The sequence below is a fragment of the Microbispora catharanthi genome (genome assembly GCF_006334915.2).
GTDB classification, from domain to species: Bacteria; Actinomycetota; Actinomycetes; order Streptosporangiales; family Streptosporangiaceae; genus Microbispora; species Microbispora catharanthi.
Genome location: NZ_VDMA02000018.1, coordinates 144,715 through 169,043, shown reverse-complemented (window position 1 = coordinate 169,043; position 24,329 = coordinate 144,715). Strand labels below are relative to the sequence as shown.

17 protein-coding genes are annotated in these 24,329 nt (G+C 71.3%); 7 read left to right on the top strand and 10 right to left on the bottom strand.

From position 1 onward, the window contains the following. Positions 1 to 281: 281 nt before the first annotated feature. Entirely contained in the window at positions 282 to 1,871 is a 1,590-nt protein-coding gene (gene serA / locus FH610_RS29955; RefSeq protein ID WP_139578370.1) for a phosphoglycerate dehydrogenase, read from the bottom strand. A gap of 361 nt (positions 1,872 to 2,232) precedes the next feature. On the opposite strand from serA, the gene FH610_RS29950 reads away from it, so the two are divergent. Both FH610_RS29950 and FH610_RS29945 read left to right on the top strand, forming a co-directional pair. After that, on the top strand, positions 2,233 to 3,135 hold the full coding sequence (locus FH610_RS29950; protein ID WP_139578369.1) for a hypothetical protein: 903 nt from the start codon (positions 2,233 to 2,235) through the stop codon (positions 3,133 to 3,135). Positions 3,136 to 3,274: 139 nt separating this feature from the next. Further along, a complete protein-coding gene (locus FH610_RS29945; RefSeq protein WP_139578368.1) occupies positions 3,275 to 4,708 on the top strand; it encodes an MFS transporter in 1,434 nt (477 codons plus the stop codon). On the opposite strand, the gene FH610_RS29940 is transcribed toward FH610_RS29945, so the two are convergent. After that, entirely contained in the window at positions 4,628 to 5,677 is a 1,050-nt protein-coding gene (locus FH610_RS29940) for a sigma-70 family RNA polymerase sigma factor (RefSeq protein WP_240809278.1), read from the bottom strand. The genes FH610_RS29945 and FH610_RS29940 overlap by 81 nt on opposite strands. Positions 5,678 to 5,765: 88 nt before the next feature. Here FH610_RS29940 and FH610_RS29935 point away from each other — a divergent pair, with 88 nt between their 5' ends. The 4 genes from FH610_RS29935 to dacB all read left to right on the top strand — a co-directional run bounded on the left by FH610_RS29935 (position 5,766) and on the right by dacB (position 9,821). Beyond that, positions 5,766 to 6,404, top strand: coding sequence for a DinB family protein (locus FH610_RS29935; RefSeq protein ID WP_139578367.1), 639 nt, complete (start codon positions 5,766 to 5,768; stop codon positions 6,402 to 6,404). 171 nt (positions 6,405 to 6,575) lie between these two features. Further along, positions 6,576 to 7,493, top strand: a complete 918-nt coding sequence (locus tag FH610_RS29930; protein WP_139578366.1) for a CAP domain-containing protein — start codon at positions 6,576 to 6,578, stop codon at positions 7,491 to 7,493. A 126-nt stretch (positions 7,494 to 7,619) separates the two neighbouring features. Next, positions 7,620 to 8,153 (top strand): DUF1707 and FHA domain-containing protein, encoded by a 534-nt coding sequence (locus FH610_RS29925; RefSeq protein ID WP_139578365.1) that lies wholly within the window; start codon positions 7,620 to 7,622, stop codon positions 8,151 to 8,153. Between the two features lie 81 nt (positions 8,154 to 8,234). Further along, complete coding sequence (dacB, locus tag FH610_RS29920) at positions 8,235 to 9,821, top strand: D-alanyl-D-alanine carboxypeptidase/D-alanyl-D-alanine endopeptidase (RefSeq protein ID WP_205826169.1); 1,587 nt, start codon at positions 8,235 to 8,237, stop codon at positions 9,819 to 9,821. 167 nt (positions 9,822 to 9,988) lie between these two features. Here dacB and ilvC read toward each other — a convergent pair whose 3' ends face one another. From ilvC to FH610_RS29895, 5 genes are all read right to left on the bottom strand, one after another. Next, a complete protein-coding gene (ilvC, locus tag FH610_RS29915; protein ID WP_139578411.1) occupies positions 9,989 to 10,981 on the bottom strand; it encodes a ketol-acid reductoisomerase in 993 nt (330 codons plus the stop codon). A gap of 56 nt (positions 10,982 to 11,037) precedes the next feature. Continuing rightward, complete coding sequence (ilvN, locus tag FH610_RS29910) at positions 11,038 to 11,562, bottom strand: acetolactate synthase small subunit (RefSeq protein ID WP_030506098.1); 525 nt, start codon at positions 11,560 to 11,562, stop codon at positions 11,038 to 11,040. 106 nt (positions 11,563 to 11,668) lie between these two features. Then, positions 11,669 to 13,489: an acetolactate synthase large subunit gene (locus FH610_RS29905; protein ID WP_139578364.1), complete on the bottom strand. Its 1,821-nt coding sequence runs from the start codon at positions 13,487 to 13,489 to the stop codon at positions 11,669 to 11,671. A 278-nt stretch (positions 13,490 to 13,767) separates the two neighbouring features. Beyond that, a complete protein-coding gene (locus FH610_RS29900) occupies positions 13,768 to 16,407 on the bottom strand; it encodes a putative bifunctional diguanylate cyclase/phosphodiesterase (protein ID WP_240809276.1) in 2,640 nt (879 codons plus the stop codon). A gap of 300 nt (positions 16,408 to 16,707) precedes the next feature. Then, positions 16,708 to 17,628: a 2-hydroxyacid dehydrogenase gene (locus tag FH610_RS29895; protein WP_139578362.1), complete on the bottom strand. Its 921-nt coding sequence runs from the start codon at positions 17,626 to 17,628 to the stop codon at positions 16,708 to 16,710. Between the two features lie 64 nt (positions 17,629 to 17,692). On the opposite strand from FH610_RS29895, the gene FH610_RS29890 reads away from it, so the two are divergent. Next, a complete protein-coding gene (locus tag FH610_RS29890; protein WP_139578361.1) occupies positions 17,693 to 18,868 on the top strand; it encodes a PQQ-dependent sugar dehydrogenase in 1,176 nt (391 codons plus the stop codon). Positions 18,869 to 18,910: 42 nt separating this feature from the next. Here the strand turns inward: FH610_RS29890 and FH610_RS29885 are convergent, their stop codons facing one another. The 3 genes from FH610_RS29885 to FH610_RS29875 form a co-directional block, all read right to left on the bottom strand. Beyond that, entirely contained in the window at positions 18,911 to 20,875 is a 1,965-nt protein-coding gene (locus FH610_RS29885) for a VanW family protein (RefSeq protein ID WP_139578360.1), read from the bottom strand. A gap of 233 nt (positions 20,876 to 21,108) precedes the next feature. Beyond that, positions 21,109 to 22,617: an Asp-tRNA(Asn)/Glu-tRNA(Gln) amidotransferase subunit GatB gene (gene gatB, locus FH610_RS29880; RefSeq protein WP_139578359.1), complete on the bottom strand. Its 1,509-nt coding sequence runs from the start codon at positions 22,615 to 22,617 to the stop codon at positions 21,109 to 21,111. Further along, positions 22,610 to 24,307 carry a DUF4276 family protein gene (locus tag FH610_RS29875; RefSeq protein WP_139578358.1) on the bottom strand — a complete coding sequence of 566 codons (1,698 nt, stop codon included), beginning with the start codon at positions 24,305 to 24,307 and terminating at the stop codon, positions 22,610 to 22,612. The genes gatB and FH610_RS29875 overlap by 8 nt, the downstream gene beginning before the upstream one ends. Positions 24,308 to 24,329 lie beyond the last annotated feature (22 nt).

The following is a 24,329-nucleotide window of genomic DNA, read 5'->3' as shown; positions in this document are numbered from 1 at the left end:
ATGGAACGCGGGTCACGCGTCACTGGCGAGCCGAAGGCCGGCGGCGCGGCGCTCCGCGACGGGCCGGCCTGCCCTGATCAGGCCCCGTCGCGGCAGGTAGAAGTGCGGGGCGCCTCGTCATCGCAAGAGTACCCCACAATCTCGTAGGACGACCTAGTATCTCACTTCATGAGACAGGGTCCACGGGACGGGAAACCGCGGGGTGGACGGCACCGGGCGGAAAAACGCGAACGGCCCGGCGCGCGGGGCGCCGGGCCGTCCGATGAGCTGATGCCGGGGCGTCAGTCCTCCAGGTCGACCGTACGGCCGCTGTCGGCGCCGATCTCCCCCGCGATCTGCTCGACGACCTCGGACGGGATCGCCGTGTCGACCGTCAGCGCGATGAGCGCCTTGCCGCCCTTCACGTCCCGGGAGACCTGCATGGAGGCGATGTTCACGCTGTGCTCGCCGAGCAGGCGGCCGACGATGCCGACGATGCCCGGGCGGTCGGCGTAGGTGAAGAACGCCAGGTGCTCGGTCGGCTCGATCTCCATCGCGAAGCCGTTGACCTCGACGATCTTGGTGATCTGCCGGGGGCCGGACAGGGTGCCGGAGACCGAGACCGTGCGGCCGTCGGCGAGCACGCCGCGCACCGTGATGACGTTGCGCCAGTCGGGGCTCTCCGCGCTGGTGACCAGCTCGACCACGACACCGCGGTCCTTGGCCAGCAGCGGCGCGTTGACGTAGGTCACCGCGTCCTCGACGACTCCGGTGAAGACGCCCTTGAGGGCGGCCAGCTCCAGGACCCGGACGTCCTGGGCGGAGATCTCGCCGCGGACCTCGACGTCCAGGCGGGTGGCCACCTCGCCCGCGAGCGCGGTGAAGATGCGGCCCAGCTTCTCGGTGAGCGGCAGGCCCGGCTTGACGTCCTCGGCGACCGCGCCGCCCTGGACGTTCACCGCGTCGGGCACGAACTCGCCGGCGAGCGCCAGCTTGACGCTGCGGGCGACCTGCGTGCCGGCCTTCTCCTGGGCCTCGTGGGTGGAGGCGCCGAGGTGCGGGGTCACCACGACCTGGTCGAACTCGAACAGCGGGCTGTCGGTGCAGGGCTCCTTGGAGAACACGTCGATGCCCGCGCCCGCGACGCGGCCCTCCTTGAGGGCGGAGTAGAGGGCGTTCTCGTCGATGATCCCGCCACGGGCGACGTTGATCAGCCGGACGCTCGGCTTGACCATGTGCAGCTCGCGGTCGCCGATGAGGCCGATGGTCTCCTTCGACTTCGGCAGATGGACCGTGATGAAGTCGGCCTGCTGGAGCACCTCCTCCAGCGACGCCAGCCGCACGCCCATCGCCGCCGCGCGGGCCGGCTGCAGGTAGGGGTCGTACGCGATGATCTCGACGCCGAACGGCTGCAGGCGCTGCGCGACGAGCTGGCCGATCTTGCCGAGGCCGAGGATGCCGATGACCTTCTCGTCGAGCTCGACGCCGGTGTACTTCGAGCGCTTCCACTCGCCGTCCTTGAGCGCCGAGTGCGCCTGGGCGACGTTGCGGGCGCTGGCGAGGATCAGCGCGACCGTGTGCTCGGCGGCGCTGGTGATGTTGGAGGTCGGGGCGTTCACGACCATGACGCCGGCCTTGGTCGCGGCCTCGACGTCGACGTTGTCCAGGCCCACACCGGCGCGGGCGACGACGCGCAGCTTGTGCGCCGCCGCGATGGCCTCCGCGTCCACCTGGGTGGCGCTGCGTACGATCAGGGCGTCCACGTCGGCGAGGGCGGGCAGCAGCTGCGACCGGTCGGCGCCGTCGGTGTGCCGGACCTCGAAATCCGCGCCGAGCACGGCGAGACCCGCTTCTGAGAGCTCTTCTGCGACAAGTACGACGGGCTTGTTCACTGGGTTGAGTCCTTCGTGAAGTGCGACAGCGCGGACGACGTGAGTCTATCGGGGCCTTGTGAAAGCTCTCACGAGCGCCCGGCATACGAGACACCCAAGGTCTCGGCGGTGTCGCGGCGGCACGACGACCCGGTCTCAGATTCTCGATCGGCGCGGCTTCGGCGCCGCCCCCGCGGCCCGGTCGTCCGGAAGGTTCCGATGGGACCGGGGGGTCCATGAGACTCACTCACATACAGGCACAGCCGGTCGATGTACCCCATCTACGCCTGATCCATACGGACTGCCACCCATCTCGGTATTGATCGCACCTAATCTGGGGATTAGCCTGATTCGCCATGGTCCAGTCCCTATCGTTCAGGCTATGAGCATCGGGAACCCCTCCCTGGGCGACGTTCTCGCGCGGCATGGCAGCCCCCGGCAACTCCTGGCGGCTCTCGCGGAGTGGGGCATCCTGGTGGCGGTCCGCCCCGACCGCTCCGTGGTGCTCGGCACGACGCAGAACGGCGAACGCGTTCTGCTGGGCTACACGGGACCGGCGACCTACGCCCGGCACCGTGGCAGCCACTCGCTGTCGGCGTGCGACGTCGACACCATGCTCGACATCCAGCGCGTCACAGGCGTGCGCGAGATCGTGATCGACGCGGCCGGCCCCGCTGCCGCCGCCGTGCCGATCGACGACCTCCGGCGCTACCTGGAGGAGACCCGCACCGGTCCCGCTCCCGCACTGTCGGCCCTGGGCTCGGCCGCCCCGACCGCGTACGCGACGGGCGCGATGGCGACCGTGACCCGCGCGCAGGCCACGCGGCAGGCTCCCCCGCCGCCCACGCCCGCCCCGCCCGCGCCCGCCCCGGTCGCGGCGGCGCCCTCCCCACTTCCGTCGCAGTGGATCCCCGCCCCCCGCCAGCACCTGTCGGGGGCCATGCAGGTCGTGGACCCCGGCTACCGCAGGACGCGCCATCCGATCCTGCCGGCGCTGCGGGTGGCGGTCGCCGAACTGCTGCCGGAGTATCCCTACGTCCACCACGTCTGGATCTCCGAGGCGCGCACGGCAGCCGGGTTGTGGGGGATCATGCTGCACGTCAAGGTGCACATCCTCGCCGCCGACGACATCGTGAAGGAACTGCACCGGCGGGTGCGCGCCCGGCTGCCGCAGCTGGCGGCCAGCGAGGCCCCGGTGCTCATGGCCCGGGTCGCCGACGCGCACACCGAACGCCGCCTGATCGAGATCGGCGCGCACGTCGTCTGCCCCGACGTGCGCGACTGAGCCGGAACCCCGTCGCCGATCTCCGCCGGCACCGTCCGGCGGAGATCGGCGAGACGGAGATCGACAAGACATCGGGCAGCCGCCGAACCGTTGCCGGAGAGTCCTTCCGAACGGTCGCTTGCTCGGCTTGAATGTCGCCATGGTCTCCACGGCGGCGACGCCCTCCCCGTCGAAGGTCTCCCTCGGGGTTCGCCTCGGGTACGCCGTCGGCTCGTTCTGCACGGCCAACTTCTCCACGATCCCCGGGCTGCTGCTGCTCTTCTACATGACGAACGTGCTCGCCGTGCCGGCCGCGTTCGCGGGCGTCGTGCTCTTCCTGCCCAAGGCCTGGGACCTGGTCGCCAACACTCTGGTCGGCCGCTGGTCGGACCGCACGGTCTCACGCTGGGGACCGCGCCGGCCCTGGCTGCTCGCCGGGGCCCTCGTGCTGCCGGTGTCGTTCGGCCTCATGTTCGCCGGGCCGCCGCTCACCGGCGTACCCGCCGCCCTGTACGTGGGAGTCACCTTCCTGGCCGCCGCGACCGGATACGCCCTCTACGAGGTGCCGTACAAGGCGATGCCCGCGGAGATGACCACGGACTACCACGAGCGGACCTCGCTGCTTCAGTGGCGCATGGTCCTCATCGCGATCGGGATCGCGATGAGCGGCATCCTCGCCCCGATGATCGCCGGCGAGACGGCCGACGGGTATCGCACCATGGGCGTCGCCTTCGGCGTGATCCTGCTCGTCGCGATGCTGGGCTCGTTCTTCGGCACCGCCCGCGCGCCCTTCACGGGGCCGCAGAGGTCCGAGGGGACGCTGCGGGAGCAGCTCGCCGCCGCCCGCACGAGCAAGCAGTTCCTGTGGCTGCTCGGGCTCAGCTCCGCGCAGACGCTCGGAGCCGGCGTGATGCTCGCCGGGGCGCCCTACTTCGCCGCCTACGCGCTCGACGACACCTCCGCCACCACGACGCTCTTCGCGGCGCTCGTGGGGCCGATGCTGGTCACGATGCCGTTGTGGGTGTGGCTGGCCCGCAAGCTCGACAAGCGCGGCGCGATGATCCTGTCCGGCGCGCTGTTCACGGCCGGCGCGCTGCTGATCCTCGCGACGCCCGCGCTCGGCGAGCTGTACGCGCACCTGTGCGTGATGATCGTCGGCGTCGGCTACGCGGGCCTGCAACTGCTGCAGTTCTCCATGCTCGCCGACGTCATCGCGTACGACGGAGCGGTGAGCGGTGAGCGCAGAGGCGGAATCTTCACGGGCCTGTGGACCGCGGTGGAGAACGCGGTGGCGGCGCTCGGGGCGACCGCGTACGGATGGGTGCTGAGCGTGGGAGGCTTCGTCTCCTCCGATCCCGAGCATCCGGTGACCCAGCCGGACAGCGCCCACCTCGCCGTGGTGATCGGCGTGACCGTGGTGCCCGCCCTGATCACGTTCGCGGGCGTGCTGATGACCCTCAGGTACGACCTGACCGCCGACCGCCTCGCCGCCGTCGCGTCCGGGAGCACGGCCTCAGCGGGCGCCGCCCCCGGGAGCGACGGGCAGGACGGCGGGCAGCCCGAACCCGGCGAAGTGCTCCGCGCCGAGGAATGAGGTGATCTCGCAGATGCGCTCGTCCCGCAGGGTCAGCACGGTGATCGACCAGGCGGTGTGCGGGCGGGCGGCGCCCTCGCCGACGTAGAAGGCCACGGCCGGCTGGCCGTTCGCGCCGGTCAGGACATACCGCCAGCTCGGGCAGCGGGTGAGCGGCACTCGCACGGCGAAGTCGGCGACCGCCGCGATGCCCCGATACCAGTGCGGCAGCGGGGGCATCGACCAGGTGACATCGTCGGTGAGCAGCGCGATCAGGGCGTCGGCGTCCCCGCGTTCGAGGGCGGACGCGAATCCGACGGCGATCTCCCGCACCCGGGGGTCGCCGATGACGCGCGGCGCCCGGTGCCGGTCGAGGGAGGGCGCCTTCTCCGCGAGGATCCTGCGGGCCCGCGCCAGAGCCGAGTTCACGGAGGCGGCCGAGGTCTTCATCATCGCGGCGATCTCGGCGGCGGAGAAGCCGAGCACCTCGAAGAGCAGCAGCGCCGCACGCTGGTTGCCGGGCAGGTGCTGCAGAGCGGCGACGAAGGCGAGCTCCACGGCCTCGCGCCGCTCGTAGCGCCCCGCCGGGCCGTCCGTGAGGCCGGCGTCGGGATAGGGGCCCAGCCAGGCGACGTCGCCGAGCGGACCCTGCCCGTCCACGACCGCGCGCTCGCTCGACGGGCCCAGGTCCATGGGCAGCGCCCGCCTGCCCCGGCTCTCCGCGAGGTCGAGGCAGGCGCGGGTGGTCACGGCGTACAGCCACGAGCGCAGCGAGGAGCGGCCCTCGAAGCGGACGAGGCCCCGCCAGGCCCGCAGCAGGGCGTCCTGAAGGGCGTCGTCGGCGTCGTGGACCGAGCCGAGCATGCGGTAGCAGTGGGCGTGCAGCTCCGGGCGCAGCGGCCGGACCAGCCTGGTGAACGCGGCCTCGTCCCCGTCTCGCGCCCGCGCCAGGTCGCCGTCGGCGGCCGTCGGGGAAAAAACCTCGCCCACGAGCGACGATTCTGCCTCACATCGGGAGTCTTCCCTCCCGGGGAGCACGACCGGCTCCCGACCGTTCCTCCCGAACAGGAGACACGCCATGCTCACCGAGGCGGATCTGAAGGCCGACCTGCGCCGCTATCTGCAGGATGCCCGCGACGCCCTGCTGTGGAAGCTGGACGGGCTCTCGGAATACGACGTCCGCCGCCCGTTGACGCCGACGGGCACCAACCTGCTGGGGCTGGTCAAGCATCTGGCCGGCGTCGAGCTGCTGTATCTGGGGTTCGTGTTCGGCCGTCACTTCGACGAGCCCGTGCCCTGGTTCCGTCCCGATCTCGGGCCCGCCGCCTTCGCCAGGAACACGGACATGTGGGCCACCGCCGAGGAGTCCAGGGAGTACGTCATCGGGGTGTACCGGCGTGCCTGGGGACACGCGGACGCCACGATCGCGGCGCTGCCGTTGGAATCGGCCGCCCACATCGTGTGGTGGCCCGAGGAGCACCGGCAGGCGACCCTGCACCGCGTGCTCGTCCACATGATCGCCGAAACCCACCGGCACGCCGGCCACGCCGACATCGTGCGCGAGTCGATCGACGGCGGCGCCGGGTACCGGGACGGCGACGACGTCGTGACGGCCGGCGATCTGGCGTGGTGGGAGAGCTACCGCGAGGAGCTGGAACGCGTGGCGCGGGAGGCCGACCGCGACCTTAAGCGCCCCTCAAGGCGGTCCCCTCGCTGATCATGCCGCTGACCTGGGAATTATCGGACATCTCAGGCCGTATGCAGGATAAAGGAAGTTTAAGAGAAGGTAGATACTTTAGGGATTGGACCGATTTATCACCACATGTCGGTCTGTAGCCGACCATAATGACGACTTCCCCAGCGTCTAACCCCCACTGGAGGAATGATCGTGAATAGAGCGCTCGGAGCGGTCCTGTGCCTCGGGAGCGTCACGGCCGTCGGCATGGCGGCCGGCCCCGCTCAGGCCGAGGCCCAGCACGCGGGCTGCCGGGTCGCCGCCGCGAAGCCCTACGTCAGCGTGGACGGCAAGATCCGCGCGGCGGGCTCGCGGGCCGGTTGCATCGACAACGCCCGTTTCCGGGTCCGGATCGTGAACAACAGGCCGGGCCCCGACCGCGTGGTCAAGAGCGGCTCCAAGGTGGTCAGGAACGCGCGCATCGTCGTCGCGCTGACCTGCGCGGACGGTGCGTACTACAGCGTCGTCACCGACTACCGCGGCCACGTGTCGCGGTCGAGGCCGGTGCGCCTCGACTGTGACGTCCCCACCCCCATTCCCACGGCCACCTCTTCCCCAAGCCCCACCGCCATCCCCACCACCAGCCCCTCCGCGGTCCCGAGCACCGTCCCGAGCACGGCCGCGAGTCCCTCCGCGAGCGCCCCCGCCTCCACCGCTCCCAGCGCCTCTCCCACGAGTGGCTCGGCCGTGGGCACCGCCATCGAGAACGAGGTCGTGCGCCTCACCAACGTCGAGCGGGCGAAGGCGGGCTGCGGCCCGCTGAAGCACGACGCGCGCCTGCGCTCCGCCGCGTACGCCCACTCGGCCGACATGTCCGCCAAGAACTACTTCGACCACACCTCGAAGGACGGCCGTTCCTTCTCCGACCGCATCACGGCCACCGGATACACCTGGCGTGCGGCGGCGGAGAACATCGCCAAGGGCTACGGCACCGCGCAGGCGGTGGTCCAGGGCTGGATGAACAGCCCCGGACACCGGCAGAACATCCTCAACTGCAACTACACCGACATCGGGGTCGGGTACGTCGCCGCCGGCGGCCCGTACTGGACCCAGGACTTCGGCCGGCAGTAGAAACGCGCGCCGGCCCGGCGCGGGAGCGGGGACGCCACGCCCGGCGGCCCCGCGCCCGCCCCGGGATCGGCGGCGAATACGGCGGTCTTCTGGACACCTCGGACCACTGCGGCGGATACTCCAATCATGAGCTCTCCCCCGGTTCGCGCCTCGGACGGGGACCGCGAGCGCGCGCTCAGCGAGCTCCGCGACCGGGCCGCCGAAGGACGCCTGTCCATGGAGACCTTCGTCGGCCGGGTGGACCTGGCGCTTCGTGCTCGCAACCGCAACGAGCTGGACGAGCTGGTCGCAGACCTCCCGCACCGCGGGCGCTGGCGCAGAAGGATCACCGACGCCGTCGCCTCCGTGTCGGAGCTGAGCAACCGGATCGAGTCCGCCTGGCGGCGTCCCCGGCTGCCCCGGCTCGCCCTGCCCGCCGACGGCCGGGCCCGCTACCTGGTCGGCCGCGGCTCCTCCTGCGATCTCGTCCTCGCCGACCTGACCGTCTCGCGGGTGCACGCCGAGCTGCGGCGGGAGCACGACTCCTGGCTGCTCGTCGACCTCGGCTCGATGAACGGCACCCGGCTGAACGGCTGGCGCCTGGTCGGCCCCGCGTCCGTGCGGGCCGGCGACGAGGTGGCCTTCGGCGACTGCGTGTTCCTGGTCTCGATCCCGGGCTGATCGCTATACGTACATTTCCGTATTGCCGCCCCGGCGCCGCTCACCGACGATCGCGGAAAGCCACTCACCCGGGAGCGGACTGTGCGGTTGTCACGACGTATCACCATCATGCTGGCCGGTGCCGTCCTGGCCACCGGCATCGCGGGCTCCGGCGTCCCCGCCGGGGCGCGGGACCCGGCCCCCGGCGTCGCGGACCTGACCCGCGACCTCGACCAGATCCTCGCCGACTCCCGGCTTGACCCCGCGCGGGCGGGCGTCGCCGTGCGCGCCGCGGCCACCGGCGAGGACCTCTACTCCCTCGACGCGGACAAGCTGTTCGCCCCCGCCTCCAACACCAAGCTGCTCACCTCGGCCGCCGCCCTCGACACGCTCGGCACGGACTTCCGGTTCACGACCGACGTGCTCGCCGCGTCCACGGTGGGCCGCACGGTCGTCGGGGACCTCACGCTGCGGGGCACGGGCGACCCCACCATGCTCGCCGCCGACTACGACGCGCTCGCCGCCAAGGTCGCTGCGGCCGGGGTCAAGGTCGTCACGGGACGGCTGGTCGCCGACGACACCTGGTTCGACGACGTACGGCTCGGCACCGACTGGGCCTGGGACGACGAGCCGTACTACTACGCCGGGCAGATCTCCGCGCTGACCGCGGCGCCCGACACCGACTACGACGCGGGCTCGGTGATCGTCTCGGTCGCCCCCGGAGACGGCCCCGGCAAGGCCGCCAAGGTGACCACCACGCCGGCGACCGGCTACGTGAAGATCGTGAACAGGGCCGTCACCGGCGACGAGACCGACGTGCTCGTCGAGCGGCAGCACGGCACCGACACCGTCGTGGTCAGCGGCACGGTCGCCGAGCCGTACGACGAGTGGGTCGCGGTGTGGGACCCCGCTCTTTACGCGGCCTCCCTGTTCCGCGAGGGGCTGACCCGGCACGGTGTGAAGGTGCTCGGGCCGACCGTACGCGGGACCGCCCCGGCCAAGGCGGCCACGGTCGCCTCACGCCGGTCGATGACCCTCGGCGACCTGCTCGTGCCGTTCCTGAAGCTGAGCAACAACATGCACGCGGAGATCCTCACCAAGACGATGGGACGCAAGGTCTCCGGCGCGGGGACGTGGGCGGCCGGACTCGCCGTGACGACCGCGTTCGCACAGGCGAACGGCGTGAAGACGCTTCGGCTGCGGGACGGCTCCGGCCTGTCCAGGGTGGACGCCCTGACGCCCGCCGGAATCACGGCCCTGCTCGCGGCGGTGCGCGGCAAGCCCTGGTTCCCCACCTGGTACGCCGCCCTGCCGATCGCGGGAGAGGCGGAGCGGATGGTCGGCGGCACGCTGCGCAGCAGGATGCGCGGCACGGCGGCGGCCGGGAACGTGCACGCCAAGACCGGATCGCTGACCGGCGTGACCGCGCTGTCGGGCTACGTGACCAGCGCGGACGGTGAGCCGCTGGTCTTCTCGGTCATCAGCAACGGTTACCTGTCCGGCCCGCCGCGGGACCTGGAGGACCGGATCGCCGTCAGGCTGGCCCAATTCAGCAGGAAGGCCGCGGTGGACGAGGCGGCGTCGGCGCGGAGCGTGACCCCCGGATCGCCGCAGGAGGCCACCCCGTCGTCCCTGCGGCCGCCCGCGGGTGACCTCGAATGCTCCTGGCTCAAGCCCGCCGAGTGCTGACGACCCCGGCGGCCGGGACGGGCGGCGGGCGCTCGACGGCCGCCGGAACCGCTGCGGGACCACCGGCGCCTGAACGGCGGCGGCGGGGTCCGTGAAACGCGACGCGGCGCCGCTCCCCACCTCGTCGGCGGGGCGCGGCGCCGCGGTCACGCGAGCGTTCGCGAGCGTCAGGCCTGCTCGCCCTTGAGCCAGCTCATCATCGGGCGCAGCTTGGCGCCGGTCTGCTCGATCGGGTGGCCCGCCAGCTCCTCGCGGTAACGCTTGAAGTTGGTCTGGCCGGAGTCGAACTCCTCGACCAGCTCGCGGGCGAAGCGGCCGTCCTGGATCTCGTCCAGGATGCGGCGCATCTCCTTCTTGGTCTCCTCGTTCACCACGCGCGGGCCGCGGGTGTAGCCGCCGTACTCGGCCGTGTCGGACACCGACCAGTACATCTTGGAGACGCCGCCCTCGTACATCAGGTCCACGATCAGCTTCATCTCGTGGAGGCACTCGAAGTAGGCGACCTCCGGCTGGTAGCCGGCCTCGATCAGCGTCTCGAACCCGGCCTTGATCAGCTCGGAGACGCCGCCGCACAGCACGGCCTGCTCGCCGAACAGGTCGGTCTCGGTCTCCTCGGTGAAGGTCGTCTTCAGCGCGCCGGCGCGGGTGCCGCCGATGCCCTTGGCGTACGACAGCACGAGCGGCCAGGCATTCCCGGTGGCGTCGCGCTCGACGGCGACGAGACAGGGCACGCCGCGGCCGGCGGAGTACTGGCGGCGGACCAGGTGACCCGGGCCCTTCGGCGCCACCATCGCGACGTCGACGCCCGTCGGCGCCTCGATGAGGCCGTAGCGGATGTTGAGACCGTGGCCGAAGAACAGCGCGTCGCCCTCGACGAGGTTCGGCGCGACGTGCTCGGCGTACAGGTGCCGCTGGATGTGGTCCGGCGCGAGGATCATCGTGAGGTCGGCCTCTTCGACGGCCTCGCCCGGCGACAGCACGCGCAGCCCGTCGGCCTCGGCCTTCTCCCGGCTCTTGGAGCCCTCGGGCAGGCCGACCCGGACGTCCACCCCCGAGTCGCGCAGGCTCAGCGCGTGCGCGTGGCCCTGGCTGCCGTACCCCAGCACCGCGACGTGGCGGCCCTGGATGATCGACAGGTCGGCGTCGTCGTCGTAGAAGATCTCAGTCACTTACTTGCCTTTCACGGGTTGTCCGTCGCGACGTGCCTGCCATACGGCTATGCGCTGCGGTCGAGGGCGCGAAGCGAGCGGTCGGTGATGGAACGGGCGCCGCGGCCGATGGCCACCATGCCCGACTGCACGAGCTCCTTGATGCCGTACGGCTCAAGGACCCGGACGAACGCCTCCAGCTTGTCGGTCGTCCCGGTGACCTCGATCGTGACCGCGTCCGGGGCCACGTCCACGCAACGCGCCCGGAAGAGGTTCACGAGTTCGAGGACGTGCGACCGGCTCTCGGAGTCGGTCCGCACCTTGATCAACATCAGCTCGCGCTGCACCGACTGGCTGTTGTCGAGCTCGACGATCTTGATGACGTTGACCAGCTTGTTGAGCTGCTTGGTGACCTGCTCCAGCGGGAGGTCCTCCACGTTGACGACGATGGTCATCCGCGAGATGTCGTCGTGCTCCGTGGGCCCGACCGCCAGCGAGTCGATGTTGAACCCACGGCGGCTGAACAGGGCGGCGACCCGGGCCAGCACGCCCGGCTTGTTCTCCACCAGGACGGACAGCGTGTGGCGGCTCATGCCATCTCCTCGCCTTCGGCTCGGAGCGGCATCCGCCGGGCGCTGTGCTCGCTGATGCTCATCTCCTCGCACTGCTGGTCGTTGTCGCGTGGGGCCGAGGCCGGGCTCATTCTCCACCCTCCCAGTTCGGCGCCATGTCGCGGGCGTACTTGATGTCGTCGTTGCTGGTGCCTGCGGCGACCATGGGCCAGACCATCGCGTCCTGGTGCACGACGAAGTCGACCACCACCGGCACGTCGTTGATCTCCATGGCCTTGCGGATCGTCTCGTCCACGTCCTCCGGACGCTCACACCGCAGGCCGACACAACCGTACGCCTCGGCCAGCTTCACGAAGTCGGGAATCCGCTTGACCCGCTGCAGATCGGTGTTGGAATACCGCTCGTCGTAGAACAGGGTCTGCCACTGGCGGACCATGCCGAGGTTGCCGTTGTTGATGACCGCCACCTTGATCGGCACACCCTCGATCGCGCAGGTCGCCAGCTCCTGGTTGGTCATCTGGAAACACCCGTCGCCGTCGATCGCCCACACGACCTTGTCCGGGCAGCCCATCTTCGCGCCCATCGCGGCCGGGACGGAAAAGCCCATCGTGCCCGCACCACCGGAGTTGATGAACGTCCCCGGGTGCTCGTACTTGACGAACTGCGCGGCCCACATCTGGTGCTGGCCCACACCCGCCGTGTAGATCGCCTCCGGCCCCACCAGCGCGCTCAGCCGCTCGATCACATACTGCGGAGCCAGCGACCCGTCGGCGAACTCCTCGTACCCCAGCGGGTAGGTCTCCTTGTAGCCGTTGAGGGTCCGCCACCACTCGGTGTAGTCGCCCTTGCGGCCGTCGGCCTGCTCGGATCGCACCGCCGTGATCAGATCGCCGATCACCTCACGGCAGTCGCCCACGATCGGCACATCGGCATGCCGGTTCTTGGAGATCTCCGCCGGGTCGATGTCGGCGTGGATCACCTTCGCGTTCGGCGCGAAGCTGGACAGCTCCCCGGTCACCCGATCGTCGAAGCGGGTGCCGAGCGCGATCAACAGGTCCGAGCGCTGCAGCGCGCCGACGGCCGAGACGCTGCCGTGCATGCCGGGCATGCCCATGTGCTGGGGGTGGCTGTCGGGGAAGGTGCCCCGCGCCATCAGCGTGGTGACCACCGGGATGCCGGTCAGCTCGGCCAGCTCCAGCAGCTCGGCCGCGGCCTGCGCCTTGTGCACGCCGCCGCCGACGTAGAACACCGGCCGCTTGGCCTCGGTCATCAGCCGGGCGGCCTCGCGGATCTGCTTGGAATGCGGCCGGGTCACCGGACGGTAGCCGGGCAGCTGCATGACAGGGGGCCAGGAGAAGGTGGTGGTGGCCTGCAGGGCGTCCTTGGAGATGTCCACCAGGACCGGCCCCGGGCGCCCGGTGGCGGCGACGTGGAACGCCTCGGCGATGGTCCGCGGGATGTCCTCGGCGTTGGTGACCAGGAAGTTGTGCTTGGTGATCGGCATCGTGATGCCGGAGATGTCGGCCTCCTGGAAGGCGTCGGTCCCGATCAGCGGCGACGCCACCTGCCCGGTGATCGCCACGATCGGCACCGAGTCCATGTAGGCGTCGGCGATCGGGGTGACCAGGTTGGTCGCTCCCGGGCCGCTGGTGGCCATGCACACCCCGACCCTGCCGGTCGCCTGCGCGTACCCCTCGGCCGCGTGGCCGGCACCCTGCTCGTGCCGTACAAGCACGTGCCGGACCTTGGTCGAGTCGTAGAGGGGATCGTAGGCGGGGAGAATGGCCCCGCCGGGGATCCCGAACACCGTGTCGACCCCGACCTGCTCCAGCGCCCGCACGAGGGCCTGGGCACCTGTCATTTTCTCGGTCATCGGCTCGTTCCTTGTGGCTGAGCTTGCTTCTGGCTTGGCTGCTTGGCGTGACTCCTGGCATAAAAAATGCCCCATCCGCTGGGCGGAGCTGGGGCGCGCGCAGGACCGAGGGCTTCGTCAGGCTGCGCGCCTGCGAAGTACTACGAGAATCCCACCGCTATGCATGGCTACACGATGTCCGATGGAGCGCCTCCACGTCAAATCATCTGGGACGCCCGTCTCGCCATCCAAGACACCCGCAACGGACTCCCAGGTTATGTCACCGGCGCCCCTCCAGCGTCCCGGGAACACCGAGCGAGCCTCCGGCACGGCTTGGCAGATCGGCGCCCCGGCGAGCGAGGCGGGAAACACCGCTAGGCGGTGTTCTGGAGGGTGGTGGTGGGCATCAGGGAGTCGACGCCGCGTGCGGTCATGGGGCGGGCCACGAGATAGCCCTGGCCGCGCGTGCAGCCCATCTTGCGCAGCAGGTCGAGTTGCTCGGGACGCTCGATGCCCTCGGCGACGACGATCAGGCCGAGGTCGTTGCCGAGTTGCACGATCGTCTTCGTCAGCAGGGTCAGCGTGTCGTCGCGGCCGAGCCCGGAGACGAACGACGGGTCGATCTTGATCATGTCGACCGGCAGCTGGCGCAGGAACGCGAGCGACGCGTAGCCGGTGCCGAAGTCGTCGATGGCCAGCCGTACGCCGAGGGTCCTCAGCTCCGACAGCCTGCTGATCATCTCCCCGGCGTCCTCGACCAGCATCTCCTCGATGACCTCGAGGGTCAGCGCGCTGGCGGGCAGCCCGCTCTCGCTCAGCGCCTCCGCCACGGTCTCCACGAAGCGCGGGGCCATGATCTGCCGTGCGGACAGGTTCAGCGCCAGCCCGATGTCCCAGGACGACGCGCGCCAGGCCGCCACCTCGCGGCACGCCTCGCGCAGGATCCACTCGCTGAGCGGCACGATGATCCCGGTGTCCTCGGCGGGCCCGAGGAACTGCTCCGGCGGCACGAACGTGCTGCCCCGCCACCAGCGCACCAGCGCCTCGACGGCGGTCACCTGCGACGTGGCCAGGTCGACCACGGGCTGGTACTCGATCGCGAACTGGTTCTCCAGCAGCGCCCGCTGCAGGTCGGAGGCGATCTCCAGGCGGCGCAGGACGTCGGCGTGCATGTGGGTGGCGAAGACCTCCACCCGGCGCCCGCCGAGCTCCTTGGCCCGCGACATCGCCACGTCGGCGTTGCGCAGCAGGTCTCCGGGCGGCAGGTCCTCCTCGGCGAACGCCACACCGACGCTGGCCGTCAGCGCGACGTCCCGGTCCGCGACCCGGAACGGCTCGTTCGAGACCGCGCGGACGAGCCGCTCGGCCAGGTCGATGGCGGTCTGCGCGTCGGCGCCGCCGGACGCGCCGCCCTCCAGCAGCACCGCGAACTCGTCCCCGCCCCACCGGGCGAGCGTGTCGTCGGCCCGTACGGCCGAGCGCAGGCGGCGGGCGGCCTGGCCGAGCAGGTGGTCGCCGCTGGCGTGGCCCACGGAGTCGTTGACGGAGGTGAAGCCGTCGAGGTCCAGGAAGATCACCGCGGTCCCGCCGGCGCCGCGGCGGGTGAGCACGTCCCGGGCGCGTTCCTCGAAGTAGGCCCGGTTGGGCAGCCCGGTGACCCCGTCGTGGAAGGTCAGGTGGGTGACCTGGTTGCGCAGGGCCACCTGGTCGCTGAGGTCGCGGATCGTGACCAGGACGAGGTCGTCGTCGCGTACGTGCCGGGCGGCCACGGACTCGGTGGGACGCCAGGTGCCGTCGGAGGCGCGGAACCGGCAGGAGATGCGGGTGCCGCCCCCCTGCTCGGGCCCGTCGTCGTCCTCGTCCGTCATGCGGTCGAGCAGGGCCTGTACGGCCGGCAGGTCCTCGGGGTGGATGTAGTCGAAGATCGGCCGGAAGGCGAGGTCCTCGGGGCAGTAGCCGTACGTCGTCTCGAGGCCGGGGCCCACCTCCTGGATGACACCGCCGGGGTCGCACACGAGCACGACGTCGCCGGTGTTCTCGGCCAGCCTGCGCAGCTGCTGCTCGCCGACGTCGACGAGGCGGCGCATGCCCGCGGTCTCGACCAGGAGCACGAACAGCCGGCCGAGCAGGACGAGGACGACCGAGGCGGCCACGACCACCAGGGCGGCGTCGCGGCTGCTCCCGATCGCGTACAAGGTGGCGACCAGCGTGGCGGCGGCGACCAGCACGAGCGGGGTGGCGGCCGTCAGCGCGGCGGGCAGCGGCCTGGCCGGCCGGTCCTCCTGCACCCACGGGGCGACGGCGAGGACCAGCAGCATGGCCGGGACGACGAGCCCTGCCGCGAGCGGCGGGGTGTCGCCGTCGAGACGGGCGAGGGCCGTGGCCATCTCGGCCACCGTTATCGCGGTGAGCACCCCTACGCCGGTGAGCCCGACCACCCGGTTGCCCGACCGGGAGGCCGCCACGGCCGGTGTCACGGCGCAGGTCGCGAGCAGGCAGACCACGGGCAGCGCGAGCGCGACGAAGAACGCTCCGGTGTCCTCCGCCTTCCTGAACGCCGGGCCGAGCACGGCGACCCAGGCCACGGCGAAGACCGACGCCGCGCCCAGGTAGGCGTCGGCCGCCTGGCGTATCACCCCGCGCGTGAACGCGGGTGGTTTCACGGACATGCCGCAGCCGATCGCGAGCAGCACCGATCCGACGAGCATGAGCAGGTCAGCGAACGTGAGCACGAAGGGCGTGCCGTCGGCCACGGGACGTACGCCGACGCCGAGGAGCCAGGTCAGCGACCCTGCGGCCATCCACCGCAAGGCGCCGGGCTGGCGCCGGTGGGCAGGGAGGACGCGGGAGGCGGCCATGATCAGTGAGACCGCCGCGAGCAGGCCGGTGACGACCCCAGCGATCGCGGTCACGACCGGCGCCGAGCCTCCGGTGACCAGGGCCACGACGACCGCCACCGCGCCGAGCCCGGCCGCGGTGGTGAGTGGGACCCGGGGGTCACGCCTGACTTTCACGCGCGTCGCCTCTGCACCTGTCGCCGCTTCGCCGCCGGCCGTCGTGTCCTCCGGGGTTTCGGCGGAGGCCGGAGTCGCATAAGCGTCGCCGGGTTCGGTGGGGTGTGTCATCACTGCCCCTCCCGTTCTCGACTCGGCTTTACTCTCCCTGTCACATGGCCAGTGTGCGCACAGCCGCTGATCGAGAGGGGGACAACGAGCGAGTCGTCACCGATCTGATAACCAGCCGCGCACGCTGGGCTCCACCGTACGCACCCCAGGTCACGAGGCAGCCACGTTCCGGAATCCTTAATGGAGCGGTCAGTAATGCCCGGTGATCATGTTATCGAGTGGACGGCCCGTCAGATGACGGATCACCTGTTCCCGCACCAGCCTCCGCGTACGCCGTACGGACGCGGGCGTGCTGCCGGCGATGTGCGGGGTGATGAAGACCCCCGGCGCGGTCCAGAGCGGGTGATCGGACGGCAGCGGTTCGACGGGGGTGACGTCGAGCGCGGCCCGCAGCCTGCCCGCCCTCAACTCGGCCAGCAGCGCGCCGGCGTCCACGACCGACCCGCGCGCGGCGTTCACCAGCAGCGCGCCGTCCTTCATCCGGGCGAGGAACTCGGCGTCCACGAGACCGGCCGTTCCCGTCGTGGCGGGCACCAGCAGCACGACCACGTCCGCGGCGGGCAGCAGCGCGGGCAGTTCGTCCTGGCCGTGGACGTTGTCCCTGGCCGTGCGCGCCACCCGGACGATGTCCACCTCGAATCCGGCCAGACGCCGTTCGAGCGCCTCGCCGATCGAGCCGTACCCGACGATCAGCACGGTGGAGTCGGCGAGGACGCCGGTGTGGTGGTAGGTCCACTCGCGTCTGGCCTGGGCGGCCGCGAAGCCGGGGAACTCCCGCAGCATCGCGATCATCGCGCCCACCGCCCACTCGGCCGTGCCCGCGTCGTGGACGCCCCGCGCGTTGCACAGGACCGCCTTCGGCGGCACGTGCGGCAGGTAGGGCTCGACCCCCGCCGTGACGGTCTGCAGCAGGCGGAGGCTGGTCATGCGGCCCAGAAGCCCGGGGATGTCCGGCACCGGGACCAGCGGAGGCACCCAGATCTCCACTTCCTCGGGCGGGCCGGGCGGTGGCGTCCTCCCGTCGTACACGGCGCAGTCGAGGGCCGGGAGCCCTTCGGGAAGCTCCGTGAGTGCGTCGGCGATGTCCTGTGATGCGACCCAGATCTTCACGAGAACAACCTAGGGAACCATCACCCCCGCCAGCGAGTATGGGTACGTGAGGAGGTCATCGGGGATGGCGAACAGGCACGGCGTGGGCGCGGCGCTTCTGGGGGCGGCCCTTCTGACGGCGACGGTGGCATGCGCGCCGGGTGAGGAGGGCGGGGGCAGGACTCCCCCGCCGCCGCCCGCCGCGAGCGACGTCACGGGCGCCACCGCGGGTGGCACTGCGGCTGGGGCTGGGGGCACGACTCCGGGCGCCGCCACGGGCGACGGTGAGACGAATGTCACTCCGGCCGCGCCCCGCACACTGGTCACCGGTCTTACGGTGCCCTGGGCGATCGCGTTCCTGCCCGGCGGCGACGCACTGGTGACCGAGCGCGAGTCGGCGCGGCTGCTGCGGGTCACACCGCGCGGCCAGGTCCACGAGGCCGGCGTGATCGAGGGGGTGTCCGCGAGCGGCGAGGGCGGCCTGCTCGGCGTGGCCGTCTCGCCCCGCTACGCCGCCGACCACTTCGTCTTCGTCTACTTCACCGCCCAGAACGACAACCGGATCGTCCGCTATCGCTACGACGGGCGGCTCTCCGACCGCCGGGTGATCGTCAGCGGCATCCCGAAGGGGGCCATCCACAACGGGGGCCGCCTCGCCTTCGGCCCGGACGGCTACCTGTACGCCTCGACCGGGGAGACCGGCGAACGCGGCATGGCCCAGGACAGGAGCTCGCTGGGCGGCAAGATCCTGCGCATGACGGCGGACGGCCGGCCCGCCCCGGGCAACCCCTTCGGCACCCTCGTGTGGACCTACGGGCACCGCAACGTGCAGGGCCTGGCCTGGGACGACCGGGGGCACATGTACGCCACCGAGTTCGGCCAGAACACCTACGACGAGATCAACCTCATCGAGAAGGGCCGCAACTACGGCTGGCCGGAGGTCGAGGGGGTGGGCGGCCGGCCCGGATACACCGACCCGCTGCTCACCTGGTCGACCGCCGAGGCGTCGCCGTCCGGCCTCGCGTACGCCCGGGGGGCGCTGTGGGCCGCGGCGCTGCGCGGCGAGCGCCTCTGGCGCGTGCCGGTGGACGCCTCGGGCCGCGTCGGCCGTCCCGCCGCGCTGTACACGGGCGAGTACGGCAGGCTGCGCGCGGTGGCCGCCGCGCCGGACGGCACGCTGTGGGTGAGCACCAGCAACCGGGACGGGCGCGGATCCCCCAGGGACGGCGACGACCGGATCCTGGTGGTGCGGCCCTCCTGATCAGCGCCTCCTGATCAGCGCCTCCTGATCAGCGCCTTCTGATCAGCGGCAGACGACCTCGGCCTGGGCGCGGTAGGAGGTGCGGAAGGTCTGCCGGGAGACCACCTCGCCGTCCTGCCGCAGCACCCGCGTCACCGCGGCGGTGAAACCGGGCTGCCCCTGCGTCGCCACGCAGCCGGACCCGTGACCGGTCACGGCGGGCAGCCAGACCTGCTGACCGACGACAGGCCCCTGCAGGTCCACGTCGTACCGCTTGGTGCTCCACAGCGTCACGGTCAGCGAGGTGCCGGTGGCGGACGCCTGGACGAGCACGCCGTACGGCGAGTCGTTCCTCCAGCGCAGGTCGGGGCCGGGGAAGGACACGGCGGCCTCGGTGCCGATCGGCAGGTGAGAGGCGTGGACCTCGGGCGGCGTGTGCTCGGCGACCCGAAGCCCGGCGCGGATCACGGCGTTCATCAGGGTGGTCGCGACCTGGGCCGTCCCGGCCGCCTCCGTGCCGGCCCGGCCGTGGATCATGGTGGGGCCGATGCCGTCGAAGCCCGCGGCCGCGGTGCGCGGGCCGACGACCTCGTTGAACGAGAACGTCTCCCCCGGTTCCACCAGGCGGCCGTCGAGGAGCGCGGCGGCCGTGCGGATGTTGCCCGCGCTCTGGGGGCAGCAGGCGTAGGAGGTGGTGAAACGGCCGACCTCCTCCCGGACCCCCATCCGCTGCGCCGCGTCGTCGGTGATCCGCGGCGGCCCGTTCACGACCGACACGGCCACCGTACGGCCGCCGCCATCGAGGGCGGTCAGCACGTCGGCGGCGAGGCGGTCGGTGTCCACCCGGTCGCCCGGCCTGCCGGGCACCAGGACCGGCCGGCCGTCCTTGATCGTGAAAGCGGCGTCGCGGGCCGCCCGCGCGGAGCCCACCAGCGCGGGCTCGACGCCGGCGACCGCCGCCTCGGCGTCGAAACGCGGCCGCAGGACCGCTCCTTCGGGCGCGAACGTCAGGTGCCGCGCCAGCGTGGCCGGCGACAGGCTGACGGCGAGGGTCCCGTTGGTCAGCGTGAGCGGCGCGGCCACCGCACGTCTCGCCCAGCGCAGGGCGCGCCGCACCTCGGCACGGGTGATGTGCGGCAGATCCCGCATCGTGGGCACCACGATGACGGCCTCCGGGTCGAGATACCCCCTGACGAGCTGGTCGGCCGTCGCTCTCCTGTCGATGACGCGGCCCACCCGTGGATACCTCGGGATCGGGGTGACCCCGTCGAACGTGACGTCGCCCTCGCGCCCCGGGCGCTCCAGTGGCGCGGCGACGACCCTGGCCACCGCCTCGTCGAGTTTGCGGCGGTCCACCGACACGACGGGCTTCACCTCGTGGCTGCCGGTCAGCGCGCTCCACACCTCCGGCGGGCTGGGGAAGCCTCCCGGCGCGGCGCGGACCGTGGCCTCGGCGTCGAGCATCAGACCGGCCTGCTGCGGGTCCACGGTCAGCCGCCGCGCGCCCTGCCGTACGATCATCGGCGTCCTGGCCTGGGCATACAGCCGTTCGCGCAACGTGGCGACGGCCTCGGTCCTGCCCTGTCCGCCGATGTCCACACCGAGCACCGTGGTGCCGGGAAGGACCTTCCCCGCCATGGAGACGGCCGGCACGAGATAGAGCACCAGGAGCAACGCCGCCAGACCGATCAGCGCACGGCGGAGCGTACGGCTCTGGGGAACGGGGTCCAGCAGTTCGAGGTCCGGCGGCGGGACGACGGCGGGTTCCTCGCGCGCCGGGCGCTCCGGGACCCGCCACGGCTCGACCGGCGGAGCCGGCGGCGGGAGGTTTCCGTTACCGGACGGCTTGGCGGCCGGAGCGGCGGGAGCGGGAGGTTCGGCGAAGATGTCGGCCGACACCCCCCGGGGGAGGGCCGAGACCCCGCGAGGCAGCGAGCTGACGCCGCGCACCGGGTGTTTACGCGGAGGAGCGGACGCCGCCCCGGACGGATCCGTGGGCGGATCGACGGACGCTCCGGCGTTGCGCACGCCCCGGTCTCCTCCAGCTCAAGGTCAACAACGATCAGTTAACCCTAAAACACCCTCTGCTGGATATGTCCCGAAGTAACACCTTCCGCGCTCACGAGGGAGGTGATCCGGCCGGCACAGGCCGACGGCCGGCCACGCGGAACCGTGGCCGGCCGTCTCACGCCCTGCTGCGGGTGGCCCTTGACGGCGCCTCAGCGGATTCTCACGGCGAGGCGGCGTTGGTCAGGACTCCCTCAGCCCTGGACGCCGAGCTTCTCCAGGATCAGCTCACGGGCCCGGCCCGCGTCCGCCTTGCCCCGGCTGGCCTTCATGACGCCGCCGACCAGCGCGCCCACGGCAGCGATCTTCCCGCCGCGCACCTTCTCCGCGGCGTCGGCGTTGTCCGCCAGCACCTGGTCGATGATCGCCGAAAGCTCGCCCTCGTCACTGACCACCTGGAGACCGCGCTTCTCCACGACCTCGTCCGGGCCGCCCTCACCGGCGAGCACGCCCTCCAGCACCTGGCGGGCCAGCTTGTCGTTCAGCGCGCCGGAGGCGACCAGCTCGGTCACCCGGGCGACCTGCGCCGGGGTGATGGGCAGGTCGGCGAGCACCGTGGCCGACTCGTTGGCCCGCCGGGCCAGCTCGCCCATCCACCACTTGCGCGCGTCGGCGGCGGGAGCGCCCGCGGCCACCGTCGCCTCGACCAGGTCGATCGCGTCGGCGTTGTGCATCGCGGCCATGTCCAGGTCGGACACGCCCCACTCCTCCTGGAGCCGCTTGCGCCGCGCCGAAGGAAGCTCGGGCAGCGCCGCCTTCAGCGACTCGACCCAGGCCGGGTCGGGCGCGATCGGCAGCAGGTCGGGCTCGGGGAAGTAGCGGTAGTCCTGCGCCTCCTCCTTCGACCGCCCGGAGGTCGTCTGCCCGGTGTCCTCGTGGAAGTGGCGGGTCTCCTGCACGATCCGGCCGCCCTCGGCGAGGATGGCCGCCTGACGCTCGATCTCCCCGCGGACCGCCCGCTCGACGCTGCGCAGCGAGTTGACGTTCTTGGTCTCCGTACGGGTGCCCCACTCGGCCGAGCCGCGCGGCATCAGCGAGACGTTCACGTCGCAGCGCAGCGAGCCCTGCTCCATCCGCACGTCGGACACGCCGAGCGAGCGCATCACCTCGCGCAGCTCGGTGACGTACGCGCGGGCGACCTCCGGGGCGAGCCGGTCGGTGCCCGCGATCGGCTTGGTCACGATCTCGACGAGCGGGATGCCGGCCCGGTTGTAGTCGACGATCGAGTAGTCGGCGCCGTGGATCCGCCCGGTCGCGCCTCCGACGTGGGTGGACTTGCCGGTGTCCTCCTCCAGGTGCACCCGCTCGATCTCCACGCGGACGGTCTTCCCGTCCACCTCGACGTCCAGGTAGCCGTCCGTGCACAGCGGCTCGTCGTACTGGCTGATCTGGTAGTTCTTCGGCATGTCCGGATAGAAGTAGTTCTTCCGGGCCATCCTGCACCACTCCGCGATGGTGCAGTTCAGCGCGAGGCCGATCCGGATCGTCGACTCGATCGCCTTCTCGTTGGCCACCGGCAGCGAGCCGGGCAACGCCAGGCACACCGGGCAGACCTGCGTGTTCGGCGGGGCGCCGAAGGCCGTCGGGCAGCCGCAGAACATCTTCGATGCGGTGCCCAGCTCGACGTGCGTCTCCAGCCCCAGCACCGGCTCGAAGCGCTCCAGCGCCTCGTCGTACGGCATGAGCGTCGCGGTATCAGCCATAACGGAAACCTAGATTCTCCAGTGCGTTGGTCATATCGGTCCACCAGCAGGCGAAAGCAGGCAACTTCCGCAGTCTGCCGATCTCTATCTGTTCTGCCAGCCGGTCCAGGAAGTCCTGCTGGAACTCCGTGTGCTGGTTCGGCCTCGGCGCGCCCAAGGCCTCGCCTATGAACTTGGCCAGATGATTCTTCGGGTCCTGAAGCTGCTCGACTGTCCCCCGCATGTCGGCGGCGAGCTCGTTCATCACCCGGGGAGGCAGTGCGAGCACGCGGCGCAGCGCTTCGAGGTCCGAGAGAGCCCACGCCTCGGTCTCGCGTAGCGGCACGACGGCGACAAGCTGCTCGCTCGCAGCTGACTCCCGCCAGGCGTCCCGCATCCGCCGGAGCACCTCCTCCGACTTCGCCGGCGGAGCGCCGTCACGGTGGAAGAGCAGAACGTCGAAGGTCCCGCGTACCTCCTCGGCGGCGGCTATCACTGTCGAGGGTCGCTGCGTATCCGCGTCGAGGCGGCGAGACCGGGTCACGGCGCTGGAGGCGACACCGCCACCCACGCGGGTCGCACTTTCCAGGAAGACGACCTCGTTCCGGGGGACGACGTCGAGCAGCACCGGCGAGTGGCTGGTCACGAGCACCTGGGCGCCACGGACACTGTCGTCTGGATCGCGCCAGGCCCGCAGCCAGTCGCGCTCGCGCGTCTCGTCCCGCGCTATCCGGATGAGATCGCGCAGCCGTTCCGGGAAAACGCCGTTCTCAGGCTCCTCGATCGCGAGAAGCCCTCTCCGACGGGGGTCGTAGAGCACCGCGAGCATCGCCAGGAGGCGAAGCGTGCCGTCGGAGGCCTGCTCGGCCTCGAAACCGGCATTATGCCGTGACATGAACCGCAGCCGGACGTCACCGCGCAGCGGGTCAGTGACGAGATCGAAGTCCGTGACCTCCCTGACCATCCGCGTGAGCCTGGCCTTGATGAGCGGAAGCACGCCCTCGGGACGCGCGTCGCTCGCCGTCGCCTCCACGATGCCTTGGAGATAGCCGGCCAAGCCCGCCCCCGCCGGAGACAGGCCCACCTCGTGCCCGAGAGGACTGGGCCGGGCCAGTTCCGTCGGCTCCAGCCGGAGCACCGCCACCGAATCGAGCTCATCGGCGCACACCAACCCGGGCACCCAGTCACGGTTCTCACCCGCATGAGGAAGCGCACGGTCAGGGATGCGAAGAAGATCGACTCCCTTGGCCATCCGCATCACCGGGGGCGGGAAGTGCTTGAGACCTGGATATCCCCGGGAGGCGAGCGGAGAGAAGCTCTCCTCCACTACCTGCAGCACCTCACGCTTACCCCGTGGCATGAGACGCAACTCGGTCTCGTACCGCCATGAGGTCGGAAGGCGCTCTGTCTCCTCCTCGGGCACCCGGGCGTCCAGATCCGCCCGAGACAGCGAGAACTCCAGCGCGAAGCGCATCCGCTCTACCGCCGTGCCGTCCGTCCTCCGGTGGAAGAGCGACGCGGCGTCGCCCCGGGCCGCAGTGACGGCATCGACCAGCCGATCCCCACGGGCCACCGCCACCGCGAACATCAGCGCGTCGAGCAGGTTGGACTTCCCGCTGGCGTTTCTGCCGATGACGGCGAGGAACGGCGGGACGTCGAGCTGGAAGTCCAGGAAGGACTTGAAGCCGTCGATCTCGATGCGGGTGATCATGCCGCCGTTCCCCTCCCTTCGG